The sequence below is a fragment of the Stieleria varia genome, assembly GCF_038443385.1.
Lineage (GTDB): Bacteria > Planctomycetota > Planctomycetia > Pirellulales > Pirellulaceae > Stieleria > Stieleria varia.
Genome location: NZ_CP151726.1, coordinates 8,014,263 through 8,032,241 on the forward strand (window position 1 = coordinate 8,014,263; position 17,979 = coordinate 8,032,241).

General features: G+C 54.1%; 14 protein-coding genes. 10 read left to right on the plus strand and 4 right to left on the minus strand.

Annotated elements, in window-relative coordinates; all coding sequences use genetic code 11:
• Positions 1-34: 34 nt before the first annotated feature.
• The 4 genes from Pla52nx_RS27055 to Pla52nx_RS27070 all read right to left on the minus strand — a co-directional run bounded on the left by Pla52nx_RS27055 (position 35) and on the right by Pla52nx_RS27070 (position 2,498).
• Positions 35-316 carry an ATP synthase F0 subunit C gene (locus Pla52nx_RS27055; protein WP_146519801.1) on the minus strand — a complete coding sequence of 94 codons (282 nt, stop codon included), beginning with the start codon at positions 314-316 and terminating at the stop codon, positions 35-37.
• 118 nt (positions 317-434) lie between these two features.
• Positions 435-1,451 (minus strand): F0F1 ATP synthase subunit A, encoded by a 1,017-nt coding sequence (gene atpB, locus Pla52nx_RS27060; RefSeq protein WP_146519802.1) that lies wholly within the window; start codon positions 1,449-1,451, stop codon positions 435-437.
• Positions 1,452-1,482: 31 nt separating this feature from the next.
• Positions 1,483-2,001, minus strand: coding sequence for a hypothetical protein (locus Pla52nx_RS27065; protein ID WP_146519803.1), 519 nt, complete (start codon positions 1,999-2,001; stop codon positions 1,483-1,485).
• Between the two features lie 104 nt (positions 2,002-2,105).
• A complete protein-coding gene (locus Pla52nx_RS27070; RefSeq protein WP_146519804.1) occupies positions 2,106-2,498 on the minus strand; it encodes an AtpZ/AtpI family protein in 393 nt (130 codons plus the stop codon).
• A 637-nt stretch (positions 2,499-3,135) separates the two neighbouring features.
• Here Pla52nx_RS27070 and Pla52nx_RS27075 point away from each other — a divergent pair.
• The 10 genes from Pla52nx_RS27075 (at position 3,136) to Pla52nx_RS27120 (ending at position 17,784) form a co-directional block, all read left to right on the plus strand.
• Positions 3,136-4,491, plus strand: coding sequence for a DUF4912 domain-containing protein (locus Pla52nx_RS27075; RefSeq protein ID WP_146520441.1), 1,356 nt, complete (start codon positions 3,136-3,138; stop codon positions 4,489-4,491).
• Between the two features lie 3 nt (positions 4,492-4,494).
• Complete coding sequence (locus Pla52nx_RS27080; protein WP_146519805.1) at positions 4,495-5,241, plus strand: ThuA domain-containing protein; 747 nt, start codon at positions 4,495-4,497, stop codon at positions 5,239-5,241.
• A 109-nt stretch (positions 5,242-5,350) separates the two neighbouring features.
• A complete protein-coding gene (locus Pla52nx_RS27085; protein WP_146519806.1) occupies positions 5,351-5,920 on the plus strand; it encodes a Fur family transcriptional regulator in 570 nt (189 codons plus the stop codon).
• 194 nt (positions 5,921-6,114) lie between these two features.
• On the plus strand, positions 6,115-7,086 hold the full coding sequence (locus tag Pla52nx_RS27090; protein WP_197454543.1) for a TIR domain-containing protein: 972 nt from the start codon (positions 6,115-6,117) through the stop codon (positions 7,084-7,086).
• A gap of 505 nt (positions 7,087-7,591) precedes the next feature.
• Positions 7,592-8,455, plus strand: coding sequence for a hypothetical protein (locus tag Pla52nx_RS27095; RefSeq protein ID WP_146519808.1), 864 nt, complete (start codon positions 7,592-7,594; stop codon positions 8,453-8,455).
• A gap of 53 nt (positions 8,456-8,508) precedes the next feature.
• Complete coding sequence (locus tag Pla52nx_RS27100; RefSeq protein WP_146519809.1) at positions 8,509-12,882, plus strand: hypothetical protein; 4,374 nt, start codon at positions 8,509-8,511, stop codon at positions 12,880-12,882.
• On the plus strand, positions 12,875-14,290 hold the full coding sequence (locus tag Pla52nx_RS27105; protein WP_146519810.1) for a TRAFAC clade GTPase domain-containing protein: 1,416 nt from the start codon (positions 12,875-12,877) through the stop codon (positions 14,288-14,290). The genes Pla52nx_RS27100 and Pla52nx_RS27105 overlap by 8 nt, the downstream gene beginning before the upstream one ends.
• Positions 14,291-14,431: 141 nt before the next feature.
• Positions 14,432-15,049: an SUMF1/EgtB/PvdO family nonheme iron enzyme gene (locus tag Pla52nx_RS27110; protein ID WP_231741934.1), complete on the plus strand. Its 618-nt coding sequence runs from the start codon at positions 14,432-14,434 to the stop codon at positions 15,047-15,049.
• Positions 15,050-15,051: 2 nt separating this feature from the next.
• On the plus strand, positions 15,052-16,758 hold the full coding sequence (locus tag Pla52nx_RS27115) for a hypothetical protein (RefSeq protein WP_146519812.1): 1,707 nt from the start codon (positions 15,052-15,054) through the stop codon (positions 16,756-16,758).
• Between the two features lie 24 nt (positions 16,759-16,782).
• Positions 16,783-17,784: a hypothetical protein gene (locus tag Pla52nx_RS27120; protein WP_146519813.1), complete on the plus strand. Its 1,002-nt coding sequence runs from the start codon at positions 16,783-16,785 to the stop codon at positions 17,782-17,784.
• The last annotated feature ends 195 nt before the right edge of the window (positions 17,785-17,979 follow it).

Below are 17,979 nucleotides of genomic sequence, written 5' to 3' on the forward strand. Positions count from 1 at the left end.
CCAGCGAACAAACGACATCGTGGCCAAACCGAAATCAGCCGCCAAGCAGATACATCACGATCAAAGCGATAACGGTAACACCTTCGATAAGTGCAGCCGAAATCAACATCTGAGTACTGATCGTTCCGCCGGCTTCCGGCTGACGCGAAATCGCGTCCACCGCACTGCCACCGATACGACCGATGCCAAGACCGGCACCCATGATGACCAAACCGATACCGATACCGACACCCAAAACGCCGTAACCGTGATTCGGCGCCTCAGCCAAGGCGATCTCTTCTGCGGTCTGAGCCAACATCATTGCGAATTCAAACATCTCTCGTTTCGCTCCTAGGAAAACTCTTGTGTGATCGCATCGTCAGCTTGACGCGGCGAACTCATCGAAGGGGAAAGGGTCAAAATAGTCAACAAAAACACGTTCCGTCAGCCAGGCCTCAGTGAGCCAAGCCACCGAGCCGTGACGGATCAATCAGTTTATCCAAATCCATCTGAGCTTCGTCGCTCAGAGGATCCACATGATCCTCCTCATGATCGCCGTGGTGCGTGGCCACGGTCGAGATAAAGAGAATCGTCAAGAAAGTAAAAATGAACGCCTGCAGCATGCAGATAAACAACTCCAAGAGCGTCAACACCACACACCCCAGCACGACTGCGATTCCAACGCTGTACCCGAGCAAGTGCGAAACCGATGCGGCGGTGAAGACCAAGCCCACGATCGCGGCAACGACCAAGTGCCCCGCCATCATGGTGCCAAACAAACGCATGGCCAACACCACGCACTTGATCACCAAGCCCATCCACTCCAGCAAATAAAGCGGCAACCCGATTCCAAACGACAACGCCTTGGGGCCATCCCATCCGATCGGATTGAAGTGAGCAAAGAATGCCTTCGCGCCAGTCTCACGAATACCAATGAAGATCACCGCAACAAAACTGCAGAAGGCGAGCATCACGTTGAGCGACAAATTGCCTGTCGCCGTTCCGCCCCAATGGCTGAAATGCGTGTCACCCGTAACCAACTGCAGCATATAGCCAAACGGAACAAGCCCGAGAACATTACTGAACAGGATCAGAAAGAAGACCGTCCAGATGTAGTAAATGTACTTGTCGGTCAGGTGACCCAAGTTCGGCCGGGCCACTTCGTCGCGGATGAACCAGCACATGGTCTCGAAAAGCTGAGCAACCTTGCCCTTGGTCTGATAAGCCTGCAAGCCTTCGCCCTTGACCCGCATCCGAAACGCGACGTAACTGAACACCAACAACACCAACACCGCAGCAACCGCTGTCATCATGAGGTGGTTGGTGATGAAAAACTGATAGACGCCGTTCTCGATGAACAGCTCCGGAATGTCGCCGCCACCCGTATCCACTGAGAACAACGGCTCTTCGTGCAAGCGGTGTGGAACCACGTGCGTCAGCGGGTTGTCAGAGGCGGCCAGTAGGAAATTCATTCGAGGCGTTATTTATAGCGACAGGAAATATTTAGTTGAGCGTTAATGCCGACGAGTCACTCATCGATTGGGTGCGGGAATCCACCGAACGATCAGAAATGACCGCCACCGGAACCGCGCAAGAATGCCGAGACGGGACCAGCCGAACCAACAACACGACCTCAGTGACCGTCAACCAGCAATACCACCCCAACGTCATCGCCGCGATCTGTTCGGGCGATGCGGCCATGTGATAACGGCACAAGGCAAACAGTGCAACGGTGCCGAACAATCGAATCACCATTCCAGCCAAGAAACTATGAACTGTCGATGCCGGACTGGACTGGCCGGCCCCCTTGGGAAGCCACTCGACCATCGCGCCAGGCATCAATGCACAGAGCGACACCGCAACACTGCCCAGGGCAACCCACACGAACTGACTCATCGAGGCAAGCGAGGCAGTAACCACAAGGCCACCCACCAAACCAACAGAAACCGCCCACAACAACAAGAGGTAGACACCCACCGTCGTAAAAGGCTTCTGCGTTCGATTGGGAGACAACAAATCCATGAGAACTACAAATCTGAATGTTCTGATTCGACAAACAAACGAAACGCTGCAGGCAAACACCGACTGCCCGCTCTCTCGCTCCGAAACTCTCTCTCCGGGACCAATCAAGCCCCACCGCGTCTCTGAGAAAGTACTGCCATGCGAACGAGGCGGTACATCCCAAAACAAAAACCAACCAGTCCGAACAACGCCGTCAAAAAAGGCTTCGCCGTCCCCAGACGACCATCCAACCAATGCCCAATCCCGCCAAGCACGATCGTGTACAGGGCGATCTCCATCCCCACACCGACGAACCGCATCCAAGGCTTGCCTCGCTCATCGGAACCGGAACGCTTGAAACCAACCTTGCTGGGCGACTCACCATCCGTCCCCATTTCGCTCGATGCCGCAAGCGGACCTGCAGTGTCTGAATCCGACTCGGAATCACCTCCCACGGACTCGCCTGCATGGGAACGCTGGGGCGGAACACCGCCGGAGGAGTGAGACAAATCTGTCACGGGTTTGAGTGTCCCTCGTGCGTGGCAGCAGTCTGACTGCCGCTGACAACTTCGCTAGGTATCGCGACCGATCGCCGCACCAAAAAACACACCAGCCGAGCACGCATGCTAACGCATTGAAACTCGGGCCAGTACCGGCAGCCGACTCATTCAGGCCAAGAATTGACGCAAAGCGACCGTGCGCGAGATGGACAGATACCGAACACCGCGAATGGGGGACCTAGCGAAACCGTGGAAGAAATCTCTTTTGTGGCGATTGAAACGGGAAAACCCGGGTCAAGTCGTACCGAATAGCAGGTTTCTTCAAGGCAAAGCCTGGAACTATTGTCGCACAGTTGGCATAATGCGTTCGGGCGGTGATTACCCCATTAAGAGCAACTGAGTGGCTATGTGGCCCTTCCAAAACCCCGTTCCTGGGGGATTTGGTGGTAAAAACCCACATTTAACCGCTTTGATCTCTCCCAAATGCAATCACCCACACCCACAACTCCCTGACATCACCCTGATGGCTTGGGGCAAGGAAGCAACGGAAACCTGCATCAGTAAGTCTCCGTGCCGCATCAAGACGATGCCCGTCCTGCCTATCAACGAGAGTCTCAACGGTGAACAGCCGTTGATGCCGCTGGAGAAAACAAAAGTGATCAAGACCGCTGATTTGAAAGCCCAAACCCGGCGCGAGCTGGCGACACTGGCAAAGAACTACAGTGTCGAAGGCTGGCATGCGATGAAAAAGGACGAGCTGGTCGACGCGATCACCAAAGTGCAACGGCGTCTGCGACGCAAAGCAAATGGCTCTGCAAAACCAGAGTCGAAAACCGGCACCAAGACCTCTCGTGCCGCCGCCCCCAAATCAAAGACGACGACCGTCAAGGCACAATCCAGAGCGGTAGCTCCGACGTCAAAAGACAAACGCACCGCGGCGGCCGGTACCCCATCTCGAAGCGACGACGCCCGCAAATCAGCAGGACGCAGCACTCGGCGATCCTCCTCGACAAAGTCGCGTCGCTCGGCCGCCAACACATCCCTCAATGACCGCCCCCTGCCGGAGATGAAACCGCCGCGGATCTCTGCCAAAACGGCCCGCATCCGATCACTGATGCGGAAACGACAGGAACTGGTGCAAAAAAACCGCGATCTGTCAACCGGCACGCTCGTGGGCGGCTCCGCCGTGATCAGCGGCGCCCAACGATCCAGAACCGAGGAACCACATCGCGACCGCATCATCTTGCTGGTGCGCGATTCCTACTGGTTGCAAGCCACCTGGGAAATCACCCGAGGCAGCGTTCAACGGGCACAGTCATCACTGGCGGAACGATGGCACACCGCAACCCCAACTCTGCGAGTACTGTCTGTCGGTGACGTCACTGCCAACGGCGCCGAAACAGCAGAACGAGACATCACCATCCACGGCGGCGTCGACACGTGGTATGTCGATGTCCAAGAACCGCCGTCTCGCTTTCGCGTCGCGATCGGCTATCTCACCGGCGACGGGGAGTTCTACACCATCTGCCGCAGCAACGTCGTCGAAACACCTCGTCCCGGTGAATGCGAGCGACTGGACGAACACTGGCACGACATCGCCGAAGATTACGAGCGGATTTATTCCCTCAGCGGTGGCTACGATACCGACGGCGGTGATCTCAGAGAAGTCTTCGAAGAACGACTTCGACGCCCTATGCCCATGCGTGGCGAAAACGGCCAAACCGTGGCCGAACCGACCCTGCTGCGCCAAACCAAGTTGCCCTTCAAAGTCGATGCGGAACTGATCGTCTTCGGAAAGACATCCCCCGGCTGCTCGGTCAATGTTTCGGGACGCCCTGTGAAATTGCAGGCCGACGGCTCCTTTACCGTCCGCATGGAACTGCCCGACAAACGCCAAGTTCTGCCGGTGACCACCGAGAGCCGAGACGGCTTGCGTCAACGGACGACCGTGATCGCTGTCGAGCGAAACACCAAAGTGATGGAAACCGTCGAACTGGAAGACAACCGCTAAGCCATGAAATTCGCCCCCCGCCTGCTCATCGCCCTGGCCGCAACGTTCGTTTTCGGCGTCGCCCCCAGCCTAGCCCAGAAACCTCTCAGCCTACTGCTGATCACCAGCGGTTGCTGCCACGACTACGATTTCCAAACCAAATCGATGCAACTTGCTTTTGAAAAGCAGGGCGTCGAGGCGAATTGGACAGTCGTGAATGAAGGTGGCACCGGCACAAAGGCCGAAATCGAGTTCTACAACAATCCGGATTGGGCCAAAGGATTCGACGTGGTCATCCACAACGAATGCTTCGCCGGGACCACCAACCCGGAATATATCCGCAAGGTCACCAGTCCCCACCACGCCGGCGTCAATGCCGTGGTCATCCACTGTGCGATGCACACCTATCGAGACGCCACCATCGACGACTGGCGTGAATTCCTGGGCGTCACCAGCCGACGCCACGAACATCAGAGCAACTACGAGATCAAAGTCGTCGCGGCCGACCATCCGATCATGAAATCGTTCCCCGATGGCCACAAGACAGCCAAGGACGAACTTTATGTGATCGAAAAGACTTGGCCAAACACCACCGTCTTGGCGACCAGCAAGAGCGAGCGAGATGGAAAGGTTTACCCCGTTCTGTGGACCAACCAGTACGGAAAAGCAAGGGTTTTCGGCACAACCTACGGCCATTCCAACGAAACCTTTCAGGATCAGGTCTTCCTCGACGCTCTGGTACGTGGAACCGTCTGGGCGGCCGGTCGATAGAGCGGCCTTTTGCCACTTGCCCCCCAGCAGCGTTTCCCCTCATCGAAATATCGCCTAAGATGGAACGACAGGCCAGTGATTGCGTTTCGTTTTGGCCTGCCTGATTTCAATGCAGCAGGGCCCCGATCTTTTGTCCGACTCGTCGCCAGTTCGTTCCAGAGCAGTTTCGACCGCCTCACCTAACGGTCAAGACTCACTGACACCCATCAAGGTATCCCTGACGCCACAACAGCGTTTCGAGGAATACCTGCAGTCACGCGGCTTGCGACAGACGAACCAGCGAAAGTTTCTGATCGATCGCGTCTTCAGTCACCACGAGCACTTTGACGCCGATGAACTGATCGAACGGCTCCCGCGACGAGGCCAGGAAAACTACGTCAGTAGCGCGACCGTGTATCGAACCCTGCGGGAATTCGTCGACGCCGGTTTGCTGAACAGTTTTCAGTTAGACGGACGAACGGTCTACGAACACGGCTACGGATATCCCCAGCACGACCACCTGTATTGCACCTCCTGTCGCGAACTGTTCGAATTCCAGAGCGACGACCTCCTAGAACTCCGCAACGAAGTCGCCGCCCAGCGTGGCTTTCGAGTCAACAGCCACCGCATGATCATCCAAGGCGTCTGCCAAAAATGCAGCAAAAAACGCCGCAAGAAACGCAAACAAGATCTCGTCTGATCGACGGTCCATACGTCTCGCCTCACTAAAAAAACCTTGAGCGTGGCGGTCGAGGGGATACACTACCACCTGCGGAGGTTTCGCTGGGCCCGCACGATCAAACATCGACCGGTGCCACAAAAGCCGCTCCAATCAGTGTTGGTTTTGGTTTTTCGTCATGGGTCGCAGGGAGTTTGTGATCGGGGATGACAGACATGAGCGTAGATGCATTCATCAGCTACTCGACCCAGGATGATCCAGTGGCCATCGAGATTCGTGATGCTCTTGAGGACAACGGAATCCGCTGCTGGTACGCGCCTCGCGATGCTCCCCCTGGATATGTCTACCAAGACACCATTCCCGCTGCGATTCGCCAAACCAAGTTCCTGCTGCTGATCCTCTCGGAACATTCCATTCAATCTCGGTATGTCCACAGCGAAGTCTCGGTCGCCTACTCCATGACCCCGGTCGCCAAACCCATCCTCACTTACCGGCTCGATGAATTCGAGATCCCTGACAGGTTCAAGTTCCTGATTGGTCATCGAACTTGGATTGATGCCCATCACGGCGCCCCAATCGATCACCTACGGAGCCTTGTTCAAAGTGCTCGTCTGCTCTGCGATCGCTCTTCGACAGAAATCGGAACGCCGCCCACAATTAAAAAACCACAAATCGAATGCGATTTGAAAGAAAACCGACGTCAGGCCGTTACCACATTGCGACTATCCGGCCCCGACGTCACCAGTGAAACCCTCCTCGATCTGGGTGACGTAACTCAAGGCCGACTTTGCAAGATTTCCGACGCCACCCAGTTACGAGGACTATCGCTATACGACACACAGATTGACGACCAGGCATTGGAATTGGTGTCGACGTTGCCCTCGTTGACGCTGTTGCGAATCGAACGAACTCCGGTTACCGACCGTGGAATGGAACATTTGCCCAAACTACAGAACCTCGAAGATCTCTGGCTTTCGGGAACAGAGATCACCGACAGGGGAATATCATCATTACGATCAATGCAACGTCTCGAACAGATACGCGCAAACGACACACGAATCACTGACGACGCCATTCCAGCGATATTGGAGATCAGCCGTCTGAAAGAGCTACATATTGAGCGAACTGGCATCACCGAGAAAGGAATCAAACGGTTGGAAACCATGCTACGGATTGTGCACCATTGAAAACATATTCCGATGCGAAACCCACCGCCGGAATTACACTCTCCCTAGGAACTCCGGCCACATTTGCTTTCAGGAGACCATTTTGCCAGACTCACAAAAAACTCGGATTGACTCTGGACCTGAGGCTCATCGTCAGGTGAACCATCAATCCACTCCTCGCCTCGCCATGGCAACGACTGAGTCCGCGCAACTCGCTCCTCCGCCCAGCGGCGAAACGCGATCTTCCCAGCAAGATCCGAGGCAACTTGAACCGCCAAGCCGAGACGGTCAATCAACACTGTCGTCCACCAGCAGGCATCCGTCGATTGACACAAACCTAGGAGCTGACCTCGGGTGCGCCTGGAGTTTCGAGACGCTCAACCCAAAGCATTCGGATCCTCGGCGTCGAGAATTCCTTCGATGCACGCAGTGCAAATGCCTATTCCTGAAAATCAAATGGCCCGGCCAGTGCCATCTCTGCGGATGCCAAACAGCCGATCCCGCGTCAATCAACCCGGTCCCACCTGTGACGATCAGACAGAGGACCGCGATCCCGTACAACAGCGGTCCACTGAACTCGATTCGCGACACGCCGTTGGGCATGTCCACCGGGACGATCTACCGATGCGATTGCAGCGAGCAATTGGTTCTGTTTCAGAACAACTCCAGTCAACCGATTGAATTGCCCACGGACTTCGGGCCCACTTGGATGACCGTCAGTTGGAGATCACCTCATCCGTCACATGAGCCCCAGGATGAAAGTCCAATTGTCCGCCAAGTCTCTACCTTAAAGCTCTCATTGCCTCCCAGAAAAGCCGTGCTGGCACGCGTCCGGCTCCACCATTTTCGCCCCCCCAGCCGAGAATCCTTCATCAGCATTCACGGTGAACAGGGGATCCTGGTTGCAACACACCAGGAAGCCTGGGTTCCCAACCTGATTGCTGTTGGACTTTTGGGCTTGGTATTCCTTGGGTTCAGTTTTGGTCCATCACCGCTCAGTTCGGCTGCAGTCTTGGGTGCTCTTGCTGGTTCAATTCTGTTCTTATCACCCAAGCTTTATCTGAAATCATCTCGAATGTTCGGACTGGCACCTCCGTGTGAAGATGCCTTCACTGGCGACACAGACGCCTCAGTGTCGACGACCTTGACAACGAGATTCCTGCTCTGCTTGGTGATTGGCATCCTAGCGACGTTCCTGACGTGGCCAATGCTTCTTGGGATCTTTGCGGTTGCCAGCCGTCTAACGCCGATCTTGTGGTTTGCTGGAGCGATGAGCGTGTTGGCAGGCGTCGATTTTTGGCTCAGCAGACATGACGTCGGGATTTTCTGTTTCGCCAAGAAAAGATTAGCCGGCCGACAGAGTCCCAGCCAAACGTCAGCACCATCCTAGCGACCGCATCGGATCGATTTTCAAAACCAATTGCGATTTGGAATCTCATCTCAATGTTCGAATCCGATTCAGACGAATCAATTGACGCTGCGAGCTCACCTGAGCCATCGCCTGATGAGAATCCCGACACGGCGATGGATGAAGAAATGGGGTCGCTTCCCACCTCGCAAAGCGAACCCAACGAGAATGTGAGTCACGATGCAGCGGAGGAATCCCTCACGGTCGATTCCGCTCATGCCGAGAACCTTTCCGATGACACGGAGCGTGACTTTGAATCGGAAAGGACGCAAGAATCAGAGTCGGAGCCTGCGGACGACGCCACGCCGCAAACGACACAGCGAAACTCGATCGTCGATCTATCGCGACTGGGCAGCGTCTCGCAGCGACGAGATCAAGCGAACGCCAAGCCTCGCCTGACCCAGATCGTGGCTTCAACGCTGAACAGGATCGAGTACCTCTTTGTCGAGCCGAAAAGTTGTAAAGCATTCCGCGACCTACTGCGAGTGGGCGATGCGTTCCATCCCGACAAGCGGATCTTCTTGATCGACGGACTACCAAAGACAGGCCGATTCACCTGCGCCGTTCGACTCGCACTTTGGCTTACAGAACAACGACGGCATCGTACCTGCTTTAGCTATGAACCACGCCACCTGTTTCTCGACGAAATCATCGAACAACCAGACGCTTTCCAGGAACAGTCTGTCTTCATCATCCGCGATGCATTCCAAAAGTCCGTCTCCATCGACTCACTGGGTGGAGAATACCTAGACATTGTCAATCAACGATTAGAGAAGAACGATTCCTATTTAATCATGACGACCGTCGACACCGACAACCGAGTGTTGCAAACGTTGGCGGGATATCTACATCCCTTGCAAATCGAAGCTGACCATGAGGCAGAGTTCATTCAGCAGGTCATTTCCAATCACTTAAAATTCTATCGTCAGGGGGACGGCACGGCGACGAATGACCTCCTCTGGGACACCTTGGGCGAAGTGATCCAGGACACAAACAACGAGCTATCGAAAGAGCTTCGCAACCCTGTCCAAGTGAGTGTGTTCTTTCTGCGATTGAGCCAAAGCGGATTGACAAACATCGACGACGGCGATCCTCGTCGTTTGTTGATGGAACTCAGTCACGAGGTCACGCGAAACGATCGCCGCATCGTTCGATCATGGTTCCGGCAACTGTCAATCAACGCAAAGCTCTACGCGATGCTGATCAGTTTGTTTCAGGGACTCGATGCGGACATCGTTCACGAACTGTATCGAGAATCGCTGTCCGAACTATTGCCGCTGCGAATCGAGGGATTGCATGATGACCGCCAAGATGGACTGGAACAATTGTTCGAAGAGCTTCATGTCATCGAAGCAAACGACGCCGGCTCACTGGAATTTACGCCCAGCGCGTTTGGACAAGAAGTCGATTTTCAAATTGAAAGCTACCGGCACCTGCTCTGGACGGTCATGGCATCGACCGGCTTTCATTGGATCAATCGATTTCGCGAACGCGAGTTCTGGGAACTGCGACGCAGCCTTGGTCGTGCCTTGGGACGGCTCGGGATTCATGATTGGGAAAAACTCCGAATTCTTTTGACCAGTCTCGCATCGCATTCGCACGGCGCCATCGCTTCGGTACCCGGATACGCGTTGCAAGTCATCATTGAACGTGGCGGCCCCAGCGGTGATCCCGAGCGATTGCCCCGCATCGGCGAACTGCTATCGGAATGGGTGGAGTCCGGCAACCCGAACCTGATGTGGGCCTCAGCAGCATGCTGTTGGCGATTTCATGACGCGTTGGCGGAAACCGCTGATCATGCCCAAGAAGCGATCGAAAAGCAATCACTACAATCTCAGTCCGCGATCAAGGCTGCCAAGGAAACACTGGAGCACTGCGAGTCCCTCCTTGCCAAACTCGCCAAGCGATTCAACCAATTCGACTCTGCCGCGTTGAAGGATTTGCAAAGCGAACTTCCCAGCAAAGTCACCATCGATTCGCTAAGGTCCCAAGCGGCGAGCGATAACTTCGATAGTGTGCAGAGAGCCATTTGTGAAATCTATCGACTGCATCCCAGCCGAGCCGTCGATTTGATTTGCGATTGGATCGGAGCGTTGGACAACCAAGTGGATCAGGATACTGTCGCCGATGACTCAGAATCGAACTCGCTCACGGGACAGAACGACGACGATGATCCAGATCGTCGTCATCTGCAGGCTCAAGAAACGGATTTCGCCGAGCGAATTATCCTGCAACAATTCGGCGCCGCCATCGGGCAAAAACTCCTGGAAAACCACAAGGACCCTTTACTGCTACGTGAGAGCTATGCACCACTCCTGCGATTGATTCGCCCAGTGCTTCATCTGGCAGCCGACCGATACAACGCAGAAAACGAACTGGCGGATTCCTACGGAACCTATCAGCAAGTGGTCGACTCGCTGTTGGATGTACTTCGGCACTGGTTACAGAATTCCAGGTGGACCGAACGCGTTTTCAGAGAATTGCTCCAAGCAATCAATCGATCGACTCAACATCAGCGACGCAGAATCACTCGCACACTCATCAATGAATGGCTACCCGATGAGGATCCTGGACTGAGGCACATCGCAGAAACGCTTCTCGCGCGGGCGTTGATCATCGATGGCGTGCCCGTCGATCTACCAAACGCTGAGGCCGGAATCATTCTGCTTGAGACAACATCTACGGCCAGGAGAAATCGGATCCTATCCGACTCCGGTCTGCCGCTTTATCATCGTTTCCGAACCCAAGCAGATATCTACGTAGGACAACTCGGGATGAATCAATGGATCGTCGAGCCGACAGCGGATTTTGACGAAAAGAAATTCGTTCACACGGAATCGAGGCTGCCATTGACCGTCCCGTTGCTGGAAACAAAAGACCCCGGCGACATTCATTTCTTGCTGATCATCGCTTGCCAAACCCCATGGGATATCGAAGACATCCAGTCGGTCCATCCCGATTGGTTGCAACGAACGATCGGTCGTATTGCCAACCCAAAGCTCTCTGCCGATGGGCTGGAAGAGATCGGATTCATAGCGAAACACTTTCGCGCGTTCAATCGCTTGCTGCATGAAAAGGAACGGGAAAACATTTGCTACTCAGTGGACCAGCGAATCGCTACCGTTTTGGCCGCTCGGGGTTCGAGCAAATGGTGGAGTTTGTTGAGTCCGTATCTCGCGAACGCCGACCCTGCGGACCTGCAGAGTGTCTGTAACCAGATTCAAGAACTTTCTGATCGACTCGACGACATTCCTGATCCCGATGATCAAGTCGATACCGCGCGACTGGTGGGCTGTGCCTTGCAATGGCTCAATGCCGTTTCACCCCACAGTCTCGTTGAGCTACTCAAGCGTTGGATACAGTTGGACGAAGACGCACCCCAGGTTCCGATGGGTCGTTCCTACACGAGAATGCTCTTTCGAATCATGGGCCTCTATCCCCAAAAGAATGGCCTGAGCGAACAGCCGCAAGAAACCAGTCAACGCAAGACAGACATCTGGGGCGTACCCGTTGACTCCGAAGACCTAAGCATCGCTACGATGGAGCCGGAACCAGCTTCGGACGATGAATCAGCATTTTTCCCAAGTGTTGAGACTCACTCTCCCCTGCTAAGCCTTGCCCCGCTGGTCGCCGCCAAAGACGATTGGCAGTGCGTCAAGGCCATCCTGCATTGGGTGCGGCGTTGGTGCCACGATCCTGCCTGGGCTCAACACTTTAGACAGTCGCTGGAACTCAGAGAGATGATTGAGAACTGTCCCTCGACATGGCGATCACATCTTGCGACCTACCTCACCGACTTTACAAAAGCTCGTTCCGGTTGGGGCGAAGAATCGGTGCCTGAGCAAGCCGAGCGTATCGGAAACTCTTTGTTGGTCCATCTACTACTTGGTCCTAGAAAGGCGATCCCTGAACTCAAGGAAGACGAAGAGCTTCTCGTCATCATCGTTGACTCGCACGTGATGAAACTGGCTAAGATTGCCACCGGACTGTTTCGATACTACCGAAGATCTGCCCCCGTTGGTTCGAGATATGCAAAGAAGATTCGCCCGATTCTGTTTCGATTGGGGCAGAACGATCCCGTTGCAGTAGCCAGTGATCCAATCGCATTCGACTCGCTTCATTTGCCTGACGCACCACGCTTTGCACCGACAATACTCCCGATCCTTGACCGCTTGCCGAGAGACCAAATTCGACGGCTTGTGCTACTCAGCAATACACCCGTGATGGATCTGGAGGATTGTCAACAGGACTGGACGGCGGACGGCAGTTTCTACTGTGACCACGCGAAAAAGAACATCCATTGGGCTCCATCCTGGGACACCATCTCACCAGATCGACACGACAAGAAAGCCCTAAAGAACATTATCGAGCATCTCAACGGAATACTCGAAGGAGAAATCAATGACTAAGGAATTGCGGTGTCCCTACTGCACCAACCCCGTCCTGCAGTGTGTTCAAGCGGGCAAGTGCCCGTTGCCCATCGACTACGAAAAGAAATGTGCTGCCGCGCCGGCAACTTGGATCACCTCCGTGGGCTTTTCCGGGCACGGCAAGACCGTCTACTTGTCAGCGTTGAGCTTGATGCTCGATCAACTCGCCGACGCGATTCCCAACTTTACCTGTGATTATCTGGATCAATACACGCTGGATACTGTTCGGGAGATGCGTTGGCAAGCGAAAAACGGCAGCCTGAGCGAGTCGACACAACCTCGTAATCCCCAGCCGCTGATGATGCAAATCGACGGTCGCTTGGAACCGAGTTCGCCAAGTACTAAGCGAACCCTGGTCATCTACGATGCAGCAGGCGAATTCTTTACCAGCCTGGAAACGCTCAACGAAAACCTGCCTGCAATAGAGCATGTCCAAACGATCTGGTTCCTGGTCAGCGTCAGCGATTTTCGTCAATCAGAAGAACAAACCTCGCTTACCGATCTTTTTCGATCCTACCAAGCCGCGATGGAATCTTCACGAGTCGATTTGCGAGGTCGGCAAATCATCGTCGTTTTCACAAAGTCCGAGTTGATCCGCCGCGACCTGCCCGCCGACGTCATTGAGTACCTATCGAATGATCCTTTCGCCGACCTCAATGAGGGAACCTCCAAACTGGATCCATCGTTTTCTGTTTCTCATTACCTGGAGAAAGCGGCCGAAATTTCGGACCTGCTCGAGTCATTCGCCGAAACCCTGAGCGGAGGACGGCAGTTCATCAATATGGTGCGAAAACATCAAATGCGATTGCGTTTTGTCGCCACATCCGCGCTAGGACATCACCCAGATGATTCCTCCAATCGATTGATAGAGCGAGCGAAACGCTACCGTGTTCTCGATCCACTGTTTTGGACGATCGCTGCGCCCACAGAACAATCTGTGTTGAAGAAAGATCCTTTGTTGCTGATTGTTGACTGCAGTAGTGAGTGTGATCCCTTCTATGCGAACGATACACTGCAGCAGTACTGGCGTGCGATGTCGTCACACGGAGACACTTGGACACATTACCTGGGAGGGTTGCGACCGGCGAGTCATGTCGGTCAGCAACCACCGGAATCACCCTCCAAACAACGTCGTTCCAGAATCATCGGTTCGATTCTTGACCGAGCTCCCGCTGGTTGCCGTGCTCTGGTCTTAACTGCAGGCCCGATCATTGACATCGCTGATTTTGTCACTTCGCCATTGCGGGATCGCATCTTGATCGGTGTTGCAGACGAGCAGTTCGAAGACATCTGGCCGCACACGTTTGTGATTCGTCCCAACGACGACCCCAACGCCGTGGTACACCGACTCATTCATCTCGACCGCGAGGCGTCGTTCGTCAACTAACAAGCTTTACTTGCTACAATCCCGTTACTCAAGCAGAGTCCACTCTCAGCTTTTCTCACCCTGTTTCGCCGTCTTTCGAGCCTCAGTATGTCCGCGTTCACTGACACTGATTCATTCACGTTGGATCGCACTGGTTTTCCAATGTTCTGGAGTTCAGCGGTCGATGCCTATGTGAGCTGTCTACCGATCACCAAGATTCAATTTGAGTACTTTTTGAGCGACCGACCTGAGCCACACTTCGATGAACAATGGTATCGCGGCGTCCTGGAACGTAGCCCTCGCGTTTCTCCAGGAAAAGTGCGAATGAACAATTACTGGCATTGTTTCATCACCGGCATCACTCCGACCGATGCACAGTCATTTGCAAACTGGTGCGGAAAAAACAGTGATGACACCTACGAACTGCCCTCCAGCGAAGAGTGGTACAGCATCTATCAATCGATCAAGACGGAGCCAACGATCGCTGGTTCGCTCTATCGCGAATTGGCCCTGAAACCTCGCGTCGAGAGCCTGCTGAATCAATTGGAATTGTCGGCAGCAAAGGTGCAGGGCGGACAGCGAAGCATGCCGGATTCCCTATTGATGCGTGAAGGGATTTTTGAGTGGGTACGGATGAAAGCAGACCAATGGGGCGGAGCGGGATTACCGCACGGAGAAGCCGGCGGAGGAATCATCAATTTAGACGCAGGTCAACCGAGACAACCGACGACGATTGATCCGGCGCCCGCCTTTTACGGATTTCGACTGCTAAAAAGATAGCCATGCCATCAATCATCGCAGAACAACTTGTCTTCACGCGACTGCAGCCTGCCTATTCTCCCACACGGCGGGCGGGCTATCAGATCGCCTATCATTCTCCCGGCCTGGCGAACGATGCCCGAGAGATCGAGAACCGTGTCAAATGTTTTGGCGTCGGCCGACGTGATCCGCACTCTGAGAGACTGCAGTATTTTCGGCTTCGAGATGGGCGAATCGTACTCACTTACTCCTGCCCTGTATCCCACGCTGAAATCGTCGATAAACGTAGCGGGGCGTTTCTTGCTCACTGCCTCGTCTTGTCCCCGCAGGAGTTTTCAAAACTCCGGAACAATCCGTTTGCAATTTTTGATGGTAGCGATCCCTTTGTCCACGATGCCGAACAGCTCGTTGAACGCTTCATCGAACCCCAAGAAATCGATCCGTTTCTTAGAATCGACTGCGATACAACCAATCCTCCTCACACAGACTGGCCTGCGTCTTCCTTGATAGAACTGAGACGACTGGGCCTGATGGCACAATCGATGAACCGCAATAGCGAGTCGGTTCTGCTGATCGGGGATAGCGACGAGGCTGCCGATGTGTTGAGAGTCCTGTTTTCACTGTTGGACAATGAATCCTTGCGCATCCACTGCACGTTCAGCACACATGTTGAAACATGCCGAGTCGAACCGGGTGAATACTGGGCGGTCGGTGCTCGCAACCGAGAACGCCCCGGATTCTTGGAGGTCGATACGAGCAGGCAGCAAATCGCGGATAAACCGGAGGGAATCCCCGACCGAAATGACTCTCACTACATGATCTGGTTGCACGAGAGCTTGAATTCGACCCCTCCTGATGAAGTCGTTCGGCGGGCATCAACCATTCAGTACCTTGAACGCTCTTTGGTTCACGGAGAAACGATACCCGACGATGTGAAATTAATCCCGGCCGCATGTGCCGATTTCCATCGCCTCTTTCCTGAATGCTCACTTTCCATCATTGATAATTGTCTCTCCAAGCAACTCTCGCAACGCACCGCAAGATTGTTGGCCGACTTCATCGACGAACAAACGGCTGATGAGGAACTGCCTCTGCGAGCGACCGGGACCGTGTCCCCTTTCAACCGCTCTGAAATCGCGAAATGGATTCTGCGGTGGCTGAAGGTATTCTCGGACGATGCCGAATGCCTAAGACTAAAGTCCCGCGACTGGAACTCGATTCGATCATTCGCTTATGACAATGAATATTGGCAACTGATGCTCTGGGCAACGATCTTGGACACGACCCGATGGTTCAAAGGTTCATTGGATCGAGTACGACTGAATTCGCTGCAGCAAATGGATGAACGCGCATTCCAAGCCTCCTTGGCATTGCTGCAAAGACCGGTGGCAGCCCACCAATTCGTCATTCGTCGACACAGCGCCACTCTGCTAGATGCGTTGGATTGGTCTCTCATGAATTCCGATTCATTTCAGCTTCTCGTAGAAGCACTTGCGATGGAAGGTGCCATCGAAGCGTTCGACGATGATCGTCTATGCCTGTTCGTTGCACGACTCACTCGAAAAGAATCGCTCCGCCTGCACAAGAAACTTAGCCGCTTGCAGTTGGAACAAACATCCCTGTCAAAAGCACTGCAAGCCGGTCCGCAAAACGCACGGAGCAACGGCTCGGTCTTTCCTCCCGCCGCATCCTTGGTATTGAAAAACTCCCCTCCTCAAGTCGATCCATAATCCGCCCAACCAGAGAGGCCCAACGTGCTGTCACTTTTTGGCAAACGAAAGAAATCAATCGAGTGCTGTTACTGTGCCAAGATGATGCGAATCGTCGAGGATGCGGATCGGTGTGAATGCGGCAAAGAGGAGAACCCCCGCTTTTACATGCAGGACTACGCGATCGCAAAACCGTTCTATGTCCCGATCGTTGGATGGTCCTCCGTCGGTAAAACCGTATGGCTCCATTCTCTCACCCGACGCATGCGTGAACTCAGTCGAACCGCCTGGGATCAGTTTACGCCGACACCGGCTAACGAAGCCACGATGCGTTTCCAAAAGGCGGTCGAAGAATCAATCCGAAGAAAGGAACTCCCCGAGATGACTCAACTCGGGGTTCAGGAAGCCTACATCATGGTACTTTCAAAGATGCCGTATTGGGGCAGTCGCACCTTTGTACTCCGAGATTGTGGCGGTGAGAATTTCAACGATTTTGAGATTCCCGAGACCCAAGTTCCCTTTCTCCTCAACACTCGAACCTCGTTCTTTATGTTTAGCCTCAGCGATTTCCAGGATGAAACCACTGATTCGTCGAGCAGATCAATGGAGCAGTTGTTGCAGGGTTACGTCAACACGCTGCTGAAGTACAACGCCAATGTCCGACAGGAGCGTCGAAAAATCATCGTGATTCTAAGCAAGGTCGATGCATTGAAGGCAGACTTGCCGAAAAACCTCTTTGAGTACACCGTTAGCGATCCGATCGCCTTGGCCGCAAACAACGGAACGAAACTCGCCGGCTTTGACAGTGCTGGCATGAATGACTACATGAAGGTTCTGCAACGAGTGAGCGATCAGATTCGTGAGTGGCTGTCCTCTCGGACCGACGGCAAACAATTCATCAACTTTGCCAACAATCAAAATATCGACTTGAGATTCACCGTGGTTTCGTCTCTGGGCGGCAGTGCTCAGGGTGACCGAACCGAGCAATGGGAGCCCTATCGAGTCCTGGACCCATTCTTTTGGGCTCTCGACCTGCACAGCAATTGACACAGCAATGCTATCGGGAAGAAAACGTGACGGAGGTGGTTTTCCAGAATCGGCAGTAGTTTCTGGTATTTGCAATCATTCGTCGCTTACGAAATTGCAGTGTGTCGCTCCGGAAAACAGTAGCTGGGGAGATTTCACTGGACTCCCATGTCTGAGTCCACAATGCAGACGCGTCGCCAGACCACCGACTGGTCC

Bases quoted from the DNA above. Each gene is read 5' to 3' on its own strand.
- Pla52nx_RS27105 (WP_146519810.1), top strand. From the start codon at position 12,875: ATGACTAAGGAATTGCGGTGTCCCTACTGCACCAACCCCGTCCTGCAG.
- Pla52nx_RS27085 (WP_146519806.1), top strand. From the start codon at position 5,351: ATGCAGCAGGGCCCCGATCTTTTGTCCGACTCGTCGCCAGTTCGTTCC.
- Pla52nx_RS27080 (WP_146519805.1), top strand. From the start codon at position 4,495: ATGAAATTCGCCCCCCGCCTGCTCATCGCCCTGGCCGCAACGTTCGTT.
- Pla52nx_RS27100 (WP_146519809.1), top strand. From the start codon at position 8,509: ATGTTCGAATCCGATTCAGACGAATCAATTGACGCTGCGAGCTCACCT.
- Pla52nx_RS27055 (WP_146519801.1), bottom strand. From the start codon at position 316: ATGTTTGAATTCGCAATGATGTTGGCTCAGACCGCAGAAGAGATCGCC.
- atpB (WP_146519802.1), bottom strand. From the start codon at position 1,451: ATGAATTTCCTACTGGCCGCCTCTGACAACCCGCTGACGCACGTGGTT.
- Pla52nx_RS27065 (WP_146519803.1), bottom strand. From the start codon at position 2,001: ATGGATTTGTTGTCTCCCAATCGAACGCAGAAGCCTTTTACGACGGTG.
- Pla52nx_RS27115 (WP_146519812.1), top strand. From the start codon at position 15,052: ATGCCATCAATCATCGCAGAACAACTTGTCTTCACGCGACTGCAGCCT.
- Pla52nx_RS27090 (WP_197454543.1), top strand. From the start codon at position 6,115: ATGAGCGTAGATGCATTCATCAGCTACTCGACCCAGGATGATCCAGTG.
- Pla52nx_RS27110 (WP_231741934.1), top strand. From the start codon at position 14,432: ATGTTCTGGAGTTCAGCGGTCGATGCCTATGTGAGCTGTCTACCGATC.